The sequence below is a fragment of the Paenibacillus sp. ClWae2A genome (assembly GCF_032452295.1).
GTDB lineage: Bacteria > Bacillota > Bacilli > Paenibacillales > Paenibacillaceae > Paenibacillus.
In genome coordinates this window covers 1,089,942-1,102,047 of record NZ_JAULSQ010000001.1, presented here as the reverse complement: position 1 = coordinate 1,102,047, position 12,106 = coordinate 1,089,942, and the positions used below count along the sequence as shown (strand labels likewise).

The 12,106-nt window shown below is 40.6% G+C and carries 12 protein-coding genes and 1 pseudogene; 10 read left to right on the top strand and 3 right to left on the bottom strand.

Annotation, left to right across the window (positions count from 1 at the left end):
- Positions 1–48 precede the first annotated feature (48 nt).
- The 3 genes from QVE09_RS04585 (at position 49) to glnA (ending at position 3,256) form a co-directional block, all read left to right on the top strand.
- Positions 49–1,302, top strand: coding sequence for a methionine gamma-lyase family protein (locus QVE09_RS04585; protein ID WP_315935865.1), 1,254 nt, complete (start codon positions 49–51; stop codon positions 1,300–1,302).
- An 82-nt stretch (positions 1,303–1,384) separates the two neighbouring features.
- A complete protein-coding gene (locus QVE09_RS04580) occupies positions 1,385–1,798 on the top strand; it encodes a MerR family transcriptional regulator (RefSeq protein WP_056689944.1) in 414 nt (137 codons plus the stop codon).
- A 129-nt stretch (positions 1,799–1,927) separates the two neighbouring features.
- Entirely contained in the window at positions 1,928–3,256 is a 1,329-nt protein-coding gene (glnA, locus tag QVE09_RS04575) for a type I glutamate--ammonia ligase (RefSeq protein ID WP_315935864.1), read from the top strand.
- A 17-nt stretch (positions 3,257–3,273) separates the two neighbouring features.
- On the opposite strand, the gene QVE09_RS04570 is transcribed toward glnA, so the two are convergent.
- Together QVE09_RS04570 and QVE09_RS04565 are read right to left on the bottom strand one after the other, a co-directional pair.
- Positions 3,274–3,639 (bottom strand): tyrosine-type recombinase/integrase, encoded by a 366-nt coding sequence (locus QVE09_RS04570; RefSeq protein ID WP_315936097.1) that lies wholly within the window; start codon positions 3,637–3,639, stop codon positions 3,274–3,276.
- The gene (locus QVE09_RS04565) at positions 3,608–4,084 is read right to left on the bottom strand and encodes a site-specific integrase (protein WP_315935863.1); all 477 of its coding nucleotides are present in this window, start codon (positions 4,082–4,084) and stop codon (positions 3,608–3,610) included. The genes QVE09_RS04570 and QVE09_RS04565 overlap by 32 nt, the downstream gene beginning before the upstream one ends.
- A 936-nt stretch (positions 4,085–5,020) precedes the next feature.
- Between QVE09_RS04565 and QVE09_RS04560 the strand changes: the two genes are divergently transcribed.
- The 5 genes and pseudogenes from QVE09_RS04560 (at position 5,021) to QVE09_RS04540 (ending at position 10,362) form a co-directional block, all read left to right on the top strand.
- Positions 5,021–5,167, top strand: coding sequence for a hypothetical protein (locus QVE09_RS04560; protein ID WP_315935862.1), 147 nt, complete (start codon positions 5,021–5,023; stop codon positions 5,165–5,167).
- Between the two features lie 277 nt (positions 5,168–5,444).
- A complete protein-coding gene (locus QVE09_RS04555) occupies positions 5,445–6,464 on the top strand; it encodes a phosphotransferase enzyme family protein (RefSeq protein ID WP_315935861.1) in 1,020 nt (339 codons plus the stop codon).
- 389 nt (positions 6,465–6,853) lie between these two features.
- Positions 6,854–7,267 carry a hypothetical protein gene (locus QVE09_RS04550; protein WP_315935860.1) on the top strand — a complete coding sequence of 138 codons (414 nt, stop codon included), beginning with the start codon at positions 6,854–6,856 and terminating at the stop codon, positions 7,265–7,267.
- 599 nt (positions 7,268–7,866) lie between these two features.
- Positions 7,867–8,533: pseudogene (locus QVE09_RS31515) on the top strand (Ger(x)C family spore germination C-terminal domain-containing protein).
- A gap of 527 nt (positions 8,534–9,060) precedes the next feature.
- Entirely contained in the window at positions 9,061–10,362 is a 1,302-nt protein-coding gene (locus tag QVE09_RS04540; protein WP_315935858.1) for an aldehyde dehydrogenase, read from the top strand.
- 103 nt (positions 10,363–10,465) lie between these two features.
- Here QVE09_RS04540 and lexA read toward each other — a convergent pair whose 3' ends face one another.
- Positions 10,466–11,092 (bottom strand): transcriptional repressor LexA, encoded by a 627-nt coding sequence (gene lexA / locus QVE09_RS04535; RefSeq protein WP_017688034.1) that lies wholly within the window; start codon positions 11,090–11,092, stop codon positions 10,466–10,468.
- Positions 11,093–11,389: 297 nt separating this feature from the next.
- Between lexA and QVE09_RS04530 the strand changes: the two genes are divergently transcribed.
- Positions 11,390–11,767, top strand: coding sequence for a LysM peptidoglycan-binding domain-containing protein (locus tag QVE09_RS04530; protein ID WP_315935857.1), 378 nt, complete (start codon positions 11,390–11,392; stop codon positions 11,765–11,767).
- A gap of 95 nt (positions 11,768–11,862) precedes the next feature.
- A complete protein-coding gene (locus QVE09_RS04525; protein WP_017688036.1) occupies positions 11,863–12,072 on the top strand; it encodes a DUF896 domain-containing protein in 210 nt (69 codons plus the stop codon).
- Positions 12,073–12,106: the final 34 nt, after the last annotated feature.

Here is a 12,106-nt window from a genome sequence, read left to right as displayed (position 1 = left end):
ATTGGATATTCAACGTCAGATTCGTGCTATGAAGGGGAATGAAGTAAGATGGTAAGCTTTGATTCAGAAATATCTGAACTTCAACGTCAAGTGGAGCGTCAGATTGAAGGACAACTTCAACAGATTGATCGGATCACAGATCACAATCAATGGAAGGTGATTAATGCTTTCCAACAGCGAAAAGTAAGTGATTTTCACTTTGCAGGTTCAACAGGTTATGCCTATAACGATCGTGGGCGTGAAGTGCTTGATGAAGTATATGCTGATGTTTTTGGCGCGGAAGCCGCGTTGGTGCGTCCTCATTTTGCTTCAGGTACTCATACGATTAGTACAGCTCTCTTTGGCGTTTTGCGTCCAGGTGACGAATTATTGTACATCACGGGTAAGCCTTATGACACATTGCATAAAGTTATTGGCAAACCCGGTGATGGCACAGGTTCATTACGCGATTTTGGCATCGGTTACCGTGAGACGGCCTTAACTGCTGAAGGTGGAGTGGACTGGGCAGCAGTTGAAAAAAGCATTACACCGGCTACAAAAGTCATTGGGATTCAACGTTCACGTGGTTATGACTGGCGCTCATCCTTCTGTGTTGCTGAGATTGCTGAGATGGTTACACGTGTTAAAGGGCTTAAGGAGGATGTCATCGTATTCGTAGATAATTGTTACGGTGAATTCACGGAGGAACGTGAACCGACAGAAGTCGGAGTTGATCTGATGGCAGGATCACTGATCAAGAATCCTGGTGGAGGCATTGCGGAAACCGGTGGATACATATGTGGGAAGGAACAGTACGTACAGCTGGCAGCTTATCGTTTGACAGCCCCTGGAATTGGGGGAGAGGTTGGAGCGATGCTGGGGACAACACGTGGCATCTACCAAGGACTTTACATGGCACCGACAATTGTAGGACAAGCTATCAAAGGAAGTACGTTTGCTGCTGCGATGTTTGCTGAATTCGGATTTGTAACCAAACCCGCCTGGAATGAAGCTCGCACAGATCTGATCCAGGCTGTTCAGTTTAGCTCTGCCGAGCATCTGATCGCCTTCGTGCAGGGGATTCAGCGGGCAGCAGCTGTGGATAGTCATGTGGTTCCTGAACCGTGGGATATGCCTGGTTATGAGCACCCTGTCATTATGGCGGCAGGTACGTTCATTCAGGGTGGAAGTCTGGAATTATCAGCCGACGCGCCTATTCGGGAGCCGTATATCGGGTATATGCAAGGCGGATTAACGTACTCTCATGTCAAATATGGCGTTTTGATGGCATTACAGACTATGAAAGATCGTAAATTATTGTGAGTTTATCTAACACGTCATTGACACTTGGTAATAACTAAATGTACAATAGGGTGAAGAATAGATGACTGGAAGGTTGATGAACATGGGTGATGAAATCCGCAGAAATATGGCCTTATTCCCGATTGGTATTGTAATGAAACTTACGGATCTGTCTGCACGTCAGATTCGTTACTATGAGCAGCACAGCTTGATTGTTCCTGCGAGAACGTCAGGTAATCAACGTTTATTCTCTTTTAATGACGTAGAGAGATTGCTAGAGATCAAGGCTTTGATTGAAAAAGGAGTTAACATCGCGGGCATCAAACAAGTGATGAATCCTGTTTCAAAAGAATCCGAGGAAGCGACAGTTATCACACCAGATACTGAAGTTAAACGCAGAGAGCTGTCCGATACGCAGTTGCACCGCTTGCTGAAGCAGCAGCTTGTATCAGGTAAGAGACCAGGACAAGTATCTCTCATTCAGGGAGAGCTTTCCCGATTCTTTAATAAAAAGTAAATTCGCATAACTTGGCGAGTGAGGGGAAAACATACACTTTTGGTGTGAGACTCCTTGACCCGTGGAACTTTCTAATGTACAAATATAACAGGCAAACCAAATACGCAGATAAGAAAGGGAGAGGTTATAGTGAGTTATACAAAAGAAGACATTCTCCGCATTTCGAAAGAAGAAAACGTACGATTCATTCGATTGCAATTTACTGATTTGCTTGGAGCTATCAAAAACGTTGAGATTCCTGTGAGTCAGTTGACTAAGGCTCTGGATAACAAAATGATGTTCGATGGATCTTCCATTGAAGGTTATGTGCGTATTGAAGAGTCCGACATGTACCTCTATCCAGATCTAGATTCTTGGCTTATTTTCCCATGGGTTGCAGAGAACCGTGTTGCACGCATGATTTGTGACGTATATCTTCCGGATGGTAATCCGTTCCCAGGAGATCCACGTGGCATCTTGAAACGAAACCTGAAGGAAGCCCAAGATATGGGATTCACTTCCTTCAACGTTGGTCCTGAACCCGAGTTCTTCTTGTTCAAAACAGATGAAAAAGGAAACCCAACTAATGAACTAAATGACCAAGGTGGTTATTTCGACCTTGCGCCTACGGATCTTGGTGAAAACTGTCGTCGTGACATCGTTATCACACTTGAAGAAATGGGCTTTGAAATCGAAGCTTCCCACCATGAGGTAGCTCCAGGTCAGCATGAGATCGACTTTAAATATGCTGATGCTCTGAAAGCAGCTGACCAGATCCAAACGTTTAAACTCGTTGTTAAAACGATTGCACGTCAGCATGGTTTACATGCTACATTCATGCCGAAACCGCTGTTTGGTATGAACGGATCCGGTATGCACTGTAACCAATCCTTGTTCACAGGCAATGAGAACGCATTCGTTGATGAGTCGGACGAGTTGGGTCTGAGCAAAACTGCTCGTCACTTCATGGCTGGAACTCTGAAGCATGCGCGTGCGTTTGCAGCAATTACTAACCCAACTGTAAACTCATACAAACGTCTTGTACCAGGTTATGAAGCTCCTTGTTATGTAGCATGGTCTGCTAGTAACCGTAGCCCAATGATCCGTATTCCAGCTTCCCGTGGCCTGAGCACACGTGTTGAAGTTCGTAACCCGGATCCGGCTGCTAACCCTTACCTGGCTTTGGCTGTTTTGTTGAAAGCAGGTCTGGACGGCATCAAACGTGAGCTTTCCTTACCAGCTCCAATCGACCGTAACATCTACATCATGTCAGAAGAAGAGCGTGTGGAAGAAGGTATTCCAAGCTTGCCAGCTGACCTGAAAGAAGCATTGAATGAATTGATCCGCAGCGAAGTCATCTGTGATGCGCTCGGCGACCACGCCTTGGCTCACTTCTATGAGCTGAAAGAAATTGAGTGGGATATGTACAGAACACAAGTCCACCAATGGGAACGCGATCAATATATCACGTTGTACTAATCGAAAAAACCTTGTAACTACGGGGTTTTGAAGGAATGAACCGGGGGACGTTTTGAGGGAATTGCACTTCTATTGAGGTTGCGTCCCCCAACGTCCCTCGGTTTTTGATTTTCTGATCCAAAAATACGGGAAGTGTACTCTTCATATTTATCAATGTTACGTTTTTCTAACTTCTTGGAAATATGAGCATACACATCTGATGTGATTTGGGCACTGCCTTGCCCAAGCTGTTCTTGTACAAATTTTATGTCAGCCCCAGCTTCAAGCATGATCACGGCATAAGTATGTCTCAAAGAATGAATTGTTAAATCCTCACTTAAACCAGCTTTTCTTAAAATTCTCTTCGAAGCATTAAAAACTAGATTTAGGCATCGGACTACCATCATTCCTGCACAAGACCAGATTCAAATCGTGTCTGTACATTGACTCCCCTAAATTGATCTTATTTTGATTCTGCCATGAAGCATGGTACCTCAAATCATTTATGATTCCGTTACTTACACTGATTGTGCGTGTAGATTTTTCAGTTTTTGTATCTTCGAAAAGTTCATCCTCGTCTGCCGCTTGAAAATCGAGTGTTTCATCCACGCGGATCGTCTTCTCTTTGAAATTGATATCCGACCATTTTAGAGCGGCAGCTTCGCCTTTTCGTAACCCCGTTTCAATAAGCACTTTGAAGAAAATCCAATAAATGTACGCATCGCCTCGTGCCGTATGAAGAAATTTGGGAATGTCCTCTGAATCGATGAATTGGATAGACTTCTTATTATGCTCTCCTTTAATAATAGACCCCTTACATGGATTGCGTAATATTTTCCCTTGAATCAACGCATGCTCTATGGATGAGTGAGTATACCGTGGAGTTAATGATCTCGACCGTGCGCGTGCTGAGCCCCTTTTTATATAAAGAGTCCAAAAAGACTTGATACATATCTGGTTTCAAATCCTGAAGCATAAGACGCTTGAAAAAAGGAAGAATTTAGAATTATATCAGAAAAAGATATTTTAGAAGAATCGTCAAAAAACGAGCCCTCAGTATCTAAGGCTCGTTTAAAATGCAGGAGTTATATTTACCTCCAAAAGTTATATTTGGATTAGTGCAGAAGTTTCTTGCTCAAAAGTAACTATAACAATTCTACCCTATTTCAGAGAATTTGACCATACTTTAGTTTGAAGTTCTTGTCCTTGGTTCGAGACCAGAACTTGTACCGGTTGCCGAAAAGGACAAGGAAATGATTTGATTACCGATTAAATAAGTATTTAACTACTTGTCACTGCTCTAATTCATTAAGCTGAAGTGCAGTTTAGATTAAACTGCGGTGAACCATATCATCCCTAGTGATAAAGCAGAGAATTGAACTGGATATCGCATCGGCAACGCTGAGTTTGCAGGAAGGAGCTTAAAGTATTCACGTACTCGATACATGTTGAGTATCTAATATTGATGGTTCGTAAGGAATAGATGAGATATGACAGTTTAGCTCAAACGACTTAATTGTATAGTGTTGACACTTCGCCCACTTGGAGTAATATCTTACTATTGAGATAGCATTCTATTTCCGATGAAGACATATTTTAGTTTGAATGTTATTTAGGAAGGAGAGACACTATGACAATGTTCGAGATATGTTCTATGCAAAGTCTATTTTATGAACAACGGCGTAGAGCTAATAATATAAGTAACCGCTTAAATCCGGATAGTGATAATTGTTATAGTGCAGACTTTGCTACCTTGAAATTCAACTATTTTAAGGAGCGGCTATCATGAGATATGTAAATGCCGACATCATCTTTCCGGAAGAATTACTGAATGAAATACAAAAGTATCTAAACGGTGGATTGGTTTACGTCCCTAAATCAAAAGGTTTGCGTAGAAAAGGGGTGAAAATTCAGGCAGTAGAAAAATTTTGAATCTTAGCAATGATGAAATCCGGCAAAAGTTTCTCGATGGGGATACTATCGAGAAACTTTCAGATCGATGTTGTCTTTCAAGCGACAATATTAAAAAGATCGTTTATACAAAATAATTGTTTAACAAAAGTCGCATTGGAAGAAAAACTAATGTGACTTTTTTGTGTATAGTATAGTTTAAATTGTTTACTACATATTTTTAAGCTTTTACTATCGTTACAATAACATATAAGAGAAGTAGTTGATTTACTTCATAAAAACTGCAGGGGGATAACAAATGAATGATTTTTTTAGATTTGATACTGATGAAGAACGGCGGGCGTTATTAATCAGAGCAAGGAAAGTCGCTTTATCTGCAATTCGAAAGTATGACTTAAAATGGGATAACATCCAGTTTATTCAACTATCCGATACGATCACGTATAAAATTGAAACCAGTACAGATAACAATTATTTACTTCGCATTCATTCGGACCGATTAAGCAGAGAGGAAATTCGTTCGGAGCTCCTACTGTTACAAGCCCTGAACAAATCGAAAGATCTAACTGTACCAGAAGGGATGGCAAGTTGTGATGGTACTTATGTATTGGACATCGAAACAGAGATAGGATATAGGCGCCCTTATGTAACGATGATGCGATGGATAGAGGGTGAAAAAGCAACAGGTGACTTTACGGATAGTCATGCATATAATATGGGTGTATTGATGAGCAGGCTCCATGCAGCGGCAAAGGATTTCAATCCTCCTTCTGATTTTGTAAGACCTACTTGGGGAGTAGAAAGTTTTAAACGTGAAATGGCTAAGTTGGAACGTTATTATGAACGTTTTTTATCCGAAGAGGGGTGGAAGCTGTATCAAGATGCAGCTGAGAAGGTTGTATCCCAACTTACCACTATGCATCCAAGTGAACATAACTATGGGCTCATTCATGCTGATTTACATACCGGTAATATGGTTTTTAGAGATAATCAACCCTATCCGATTGATTTTGGAAGATGTGGGTACGGATATTATCTCTATGATATGGCAGGTACCCTATTGGAGCTTTGGCCAAAACATCGATGGATGCTTGTCCAAGGTTATGAGAGCATGAGGAAGTTGGAGAAGGACTATATTCGCGATCTGGAATGTTTTTTTGTCATGTTCATGATCGAGAACTCCTGCCATCACTCCTCTGATCCAAGAGAAACAACCAGTTTAATCGATGAACAAAAGTATGCCCAAGCATATATAAAAGAATATTTAAATGGTAATCCATTTTTATTCGAAGTGATCGAGCCTGTAAATGTGGATTAATACTAACCGATACCGGGCTAAAATAATGATATCTTAAGGTGATGATTTACAATAGGTCGCTGTTTAGAGTGTTTGTTCATATCATCAAGTTTTAAAAACGTGAGCTATGACTTCGAGTTTATATAAGATCTACTTGTGTACTTAACGCTGAAACTTTTCTGTTTATTATGAAGATTTATGCTTATTCATGAAGTTTGTCCGATCCAGTTGTTCTTCAGCTTCTCTAGTTCCCCTTCATTTTCGGGGTATATTTTGACGGAGCTGTTTTGGGTCGTTTCGTGATTTTTTAAACTTGCATTCAGTTGGAATGAAGCCGACTCGGATTAGTGGGTCGTCTTTTTTCTTTTCTAGGGGCTTGATAGTTTGCGCCGGATGTGCAGGTCAGCGAGATGCCAAATACGGTTGAGGCATTATGGAAGATCGAGCTTTTATATGGAAATCATCTGTCCTATACGGAGAGTACGTATGTGGTAAAGTTAACAACGAAGCTGGAGGGTGGAGCTTCGAAGTGCTCCTTGGTCATCGATTTGAGGGATAAGTTCGATGAGTTCCTCAGAGATTTTAATGTTTTTGGAAGTATGGAGAAGGCAGATCTGCATCAAACCATTGATTATGTGAAGTACCTTAAAATTAACGGTCTATTCAGGAGAGTGCCTAACCTGCTGACGGAATTGGAAGGCTCCGCTGGTGCTGATAACAGCTTGGAGTTGTTCAGCACGGTTACATTCCTTACCTACCCTTATTTGACTATGCCTGCAGTCCCAACAACGTTCCGTTGGATAATCTTACTACACAAAAATTGACGCTACCCCCAGCCATACGAATATTTTAGAATGTAAGCTTTAAACTTCATATTCTGCAGAATTTGCATGATGTATTTATTAAGAACCCCATTATGTCTTTGAAGCTCCCTAATCCAATTGGACACTCGAAGCCACCTCAGATACACTAAATGAAATGAGGAGAGCGTCCATGAAAAGATGGAAACGGGGAGGCTACAGTCCCATCACGCACATTGAAAACAGCTTTAATCAATCCATGATCCTTCACAGACCTAGGTTTCTCGGTTGGAGCGTCCAAATGGGTAGCTGTAGGAATGATGGGAAAACTTCTGGTAAGAGATGATGGTACATGTCGAGAGAACGGTTACTGTATTCCTAATGCTGAAGGTGTTGCAACTGAAGCAATTGAGAGATATCGGGTATTAGAAAGAACATCACCCATTCAAATGAGAATAGTTGTGAAATAGTAAATTAACAAAAGGGATAACAACTAAGTTATAAGTCCAATCTTCCAGAAGATGAGCTTTTTTGTATTTTGGGATCGTCACACAGATGGTGTTTAATCTTTTGACTACGAGATCTGTATCATCAAATCTCGCTCACACCGGAAATATCGTCCTATGATTTTTTCAGCCAAGGATGCAGGATGGACACCTAATCAATCCATTGTACGGATTTGGGAGGCCCTTCAAAACTTGAATTCTTACACAGAAGATATGGTGCTACCGATGCTAAAAAATGGGGAAAGAACCTTGTTCACCTTCAAAGGAACGGCTATAATGCGCAAAGATCACATGGCAGGCACGCTTAACCAGGAAGAAACACTACTTTTTAACTTATTTAAAGGTAAATATAAGGGAGGAACAATTGAGATTGCAAAAAACACCAGCGTTCTCATCAATAATGCCCAAATAAAACATCAACCTACTTGGAGTGGGCAGATTCCAAAACGGTATACACTCATTAAGCTGAATGTTCTCATTACAGAGAGTCCTGAAGGAAAATCCAAACGCCACTATAGAGAAAGATTTGCAAGAGAAATTAGAACTTCAATTTAATCAGACGGCTAAAAAGATACAATCGTATGGTTCGGATATCCTTGGCGTGGGCATGATATACCGGCCCTACTTAACGGAAAAACAGGTGAATGCCTGGAAAACTATTTTGTTTCCTAAACTGACACAGCATATTAATGTAAAAATTAATGTGTTAAATGAATTATATTTTAAGGAAAATGTTACTGATAAACAAGAACAGGGGAAAATGCTCAAAAAAAATGCTTACTAGCAGAAGAAGTCAACAGATAAAAAATCTAAATCCGTTGACTCCATTTGATATTGGCAACATATAGCGAAAAAAATCGATTGCAGTAGCCATAAAAGTTATCATTTTTTGCTCTTTGGTCCACAGGATGCTGGTCATTACTTCTCTCACTCCTACCCAAACGTAAAGCCCTTTTTGATTTATGAAAGGAGAGTTTTTTGAGTGGTAAAATCTCTCCATCTGAAGAATTGTATCAATTCATGTAAGCGCAAAATCATTGTCATTTATCTGAAAAAGAAACTGAAAATAGAATTCTTTCTACAGTACATTAAACTGTCGAAAGCAAAAGATTTAAATCAAGCTTCCTTAGAAATTTGATAGCTAAGAAATAGGCGGGAGTATTTGCTTTCACACTTTCAAAATTCCAATCATGTTTCAAATTACATGAAAATCAATGTTTCAATTGTATGTTGAAAGTTTCATATAGAAGAGGTATACTTTAATTAAATTTTTAGCAATTTAATTTTAGATAATTAATTGGAGATGTTAATATGGATCAGGCAAAACAACTGGTGACAGAACAACGTACATTTTTTTATACAGGACAAACTAAAAATATCGATTATCGGATTAATGCGCTTCAACAGCTTAGAAAAGGAATTGAAAAGTATCAGCAGCGGATTCAAGACGCACTTCGGGCGGATCTAAACAAATCCGAGGCAGAAGCTTACAGTTCAGAGATTCGCATTGTTTTAGGTGAACTGGATTTTGCATTAGAACACCTGCAGGAATGGGCTGCACCAAAACAAGTTCCAACTAATTCGGCTATGCCGGATGGGGTGAGCACCATTTACCCTGAACCATACGGTGTGGCTCTTATTATTGCACCTTGGAACTATCCTTTCCAACTGGCCTTTGGTCCACTGATTGGAGCAATTGCAGCTGGTAACTGTGCAGTTATCAAGCCTTCTGAATTAACACCAGCGGTATCTCGTCTGACATATGATCTGATTCAGGAGATCTTCCCTCAAGAGTATATCGCAGTTATGGAAGGAGAAGTCGAAGCTAGCACAGCATTGTTGAAAGAGAAGTTTGATTATATTTTTTTCACAGGAAGCACGGGTGTTGGTCGCATCGTTATGAAGGCAGCTGCGGAGCATTTGACTCCTGTAACCCTGGAGCTAGGGGGCAAGAGTCCTGCTATTGTGCACAGTGATGCAGATCTGAAGCTGGTGGCCCAGCGTATTGTTCGTGGTAAGTTCCTGAATGCGGGGCAAACATGCGTTGCTCCGGATTACTTGCTTGTGCATGAACAAGTTCATGATGAACTGATCGATATGATTGGCGCAGAGATCAAAGATAAATTTGGGGATGATGTGTTACAGAACGCTGATTTCCCGCATATTGTTAATGCGCGTAACTTTGATCGGTTGTCGAAATTCCTCACAGATGGCAAAACGCTAATAGGTGGACGTTCTGTACGTGAGCAGTTGCTGATTGAGCCGACGGTAATTGGAGATGTGAACTGGGAGTCATCTGTCATGCAAGAAGAGATCTTTGGTCCCATTCTTCCTGTATTTACGTACAGTGACCTGAACCCCATGCTAGATGAGATTGTTCGCCGGCCAAAACCATTGGCGCTATATCTCTTCACACAGGATGAGCAACTGCAGGAACAGGTTCTGAATCAAGTATCCTTCGGTGGGGGATGTATTAATGACACACTTTCTCATATGACTTCACACTATCTCCCGTTTGGTGGTGTAGGAGAGAGCGGCATGGGCTCATATCACGGACAACAGAGCTTTGATGTGTTCTCGCATCACAAGAGTGTTCTGAAACGCAGTGAATAATTAGCAGTTAAAACAATATAAAAATACAAAAGAGGTTGTCTTGTTCATCAGGACAACCTCTTTTGTATTTCATTGCATCTAGTTTTGTTACTCAAGTTAAATATTAATGAATATCTCGGAAAAGGCCAATGACTTTACCCAGAATACTAACGTGTTTCAAACGTAAAGGTTCGAAGGTCGCATTCTCCGGTTGAAGGCGAATATGATCTTTCTCTTTATAGAACGTTTTCACTGTAGCTTCATCGTCTTCAGTCATTGCAACAACGATATCACCGTTATCAGCAGTTTGCTGTTGACGGACAATAACGTAATCCCCATTAACGATTCCAGCTTCCACCATACTATCTCCCACTACCGAAAGCATAAACACTTTTTGTTCGCCTACATAATGTGTAGGAAGGGGGAAGTAGTCTTCAATGTTCTCGGTTGCAGTGATTGGAACCCCGGCTGTAACCTTACCAACGACAGGAATACGTGCAACGCTATGAGCAAATTGATGAGAATGCTCAGATTCTTCCTGGCTCAAAAGCTCAATGGCTCTTGGCTTGGTAGGATCGCGCCGGATCAAACCTTTTTTCTCCAAACGATCCAAATGTCCATGTACTGTTGAGCTGGAAGCCAGTCCAACAGCTTCCCCAATTTCCCGTACGGAAGGAGGATACCCCTTCAACCGGACTTCATTTCGTATAAACTCCAGAATAGCCTGCTGCCTGCTGGATATCTTCGACATACCGTATCAACCCCATTTTAGTAACGTTTGGGAAAATTATAACATAGAACCTCCGTTCGTACAAACATAAGTTCTAAATAAAATAGCATTAAATCAGTGTTTTTTAACTTATAGAACAGAATTTGTCCAAAAGTCAGAGCATAATACTGCAAATGCCTTTGCAAAAGGATTTCAAATAAGATATTTCCCCTTCAAAAAAGAAGCGAACAATTGTTCTGAAAATCTATTGAACAAAACAAGTGTTCGTGTTATATTGATTTCAACAGATAGGAACAAACGTTTGGAGGCGGGTATTTAATGAGATATTCTACTTATCAAAGCATTTATGAACCGATGAATTCGGAACTGGTGAAGTCTAACATAGGGAATTACAAGAAGGTTTTAGAACGTTTCAAGATTTCTTCATGGATGTTAAAGGTAGCCATTACCTCTTTGATTATATTTATTGGATGCAGCACTGTTATAACTGTATTTGCTGGCAATGAGAATGATGTTTTGCCTGGAGGAAAGATAGCTGTTTCACAAGGGGAAACATTATGGAGTATTTCTTTGGAACATAAACCGACGAATATGGATACACGTATTTATATAGAAGCAATTAAGAAAGTGAATCAACTTTATACGACTTCCATCCAAGTGGGTCAAGTACTAGTTCTACCGCAATTTGCAGAATAAAATGCACATCAATGAGTGTTAACGCGTGTCAGCTTGACAAGCTGCCTTTATCATGGCAAAGTTAATATGACTTTGTATTTTTGGAGGGGACAAGCTTGGATATAGATAGTCTGGTAGCACGTATTAACGAATTGGCTCGTAAGCAAAAGTCCACTGGATTGTCGGAGGAAGAACTTGCTGAACGTGCCGAGCTAAGAGAGATTTATTTGAGTAATATTCGCAGTAATTTCAGACAACAATTAGATACCATTGAGATTGTTGATGATGAGAATGACAAAGGCCACCAAGGCAAACTCAAACACTAACGAAACCTAATGATATCATTATGATATTTAGGTT

Coding starts and splice junctions, on each gene's coding strand:
- lexA (WP_017688034.1), bottom strand. CDS start 11,092: ATGTCGAAGATATCCAGCAGGCAGCAGGCTATTCTGGAGTTTATACGA.
- QVE09_RS04580 (WP_056689944.1), top strand. CDS start 1,385: ATGGGTGATGAAATCCGCAGAAATATGGCCTTATTCCCGATTGGTATT.
- QVE09_RS04530 (WP_315935857.1), top strand. CDS start 11,390: ATGAGATATTCTACTTATCAAAGCATTTATGAACCGATGAATTCGGAA.
- QVE09_RS04585 (WP_315935865.1), top strand. CDS start 49: ATGGTAAGCTTTGATTCAGAAATATCTGAACTTCAACGTCAAGTGGAG.
- QVE09_RS04560 (WP_315935862.1), top strand. CDS start 5,021: ATGAGATATGTAAATGCCGACATCATCTTTCCGGAAGAATTACTGAAT.
- QVE09_RS04540 (WP_315935858.1), top strand. CDS start 9,061: ATGGATCAGGCAAAACAACTGGTGACAGAACAACGTACATTTTTTTAT.
- QVE09_RS04555 (WP_315935861.1), top strand. CDS start 5,445: ATGAATGATTTTTTTAGATTTGATACTGATGAAGAACGGCGGGCGTTA.
- QVE09_RS04550 (WP_315935860.1), top strand. CDS start 6,854: ATGCCAAATACGGTTGAGGCATTATGGAAGATCGAGCTTTTATATGGA.
- QVE09_RS04570 (WP_315936097.1), bottom strand. CDS start 3,639: ATGGTAGTCCGATGCCTAAATCTAGTTTTTAATGCTTCGAAGAGAATT.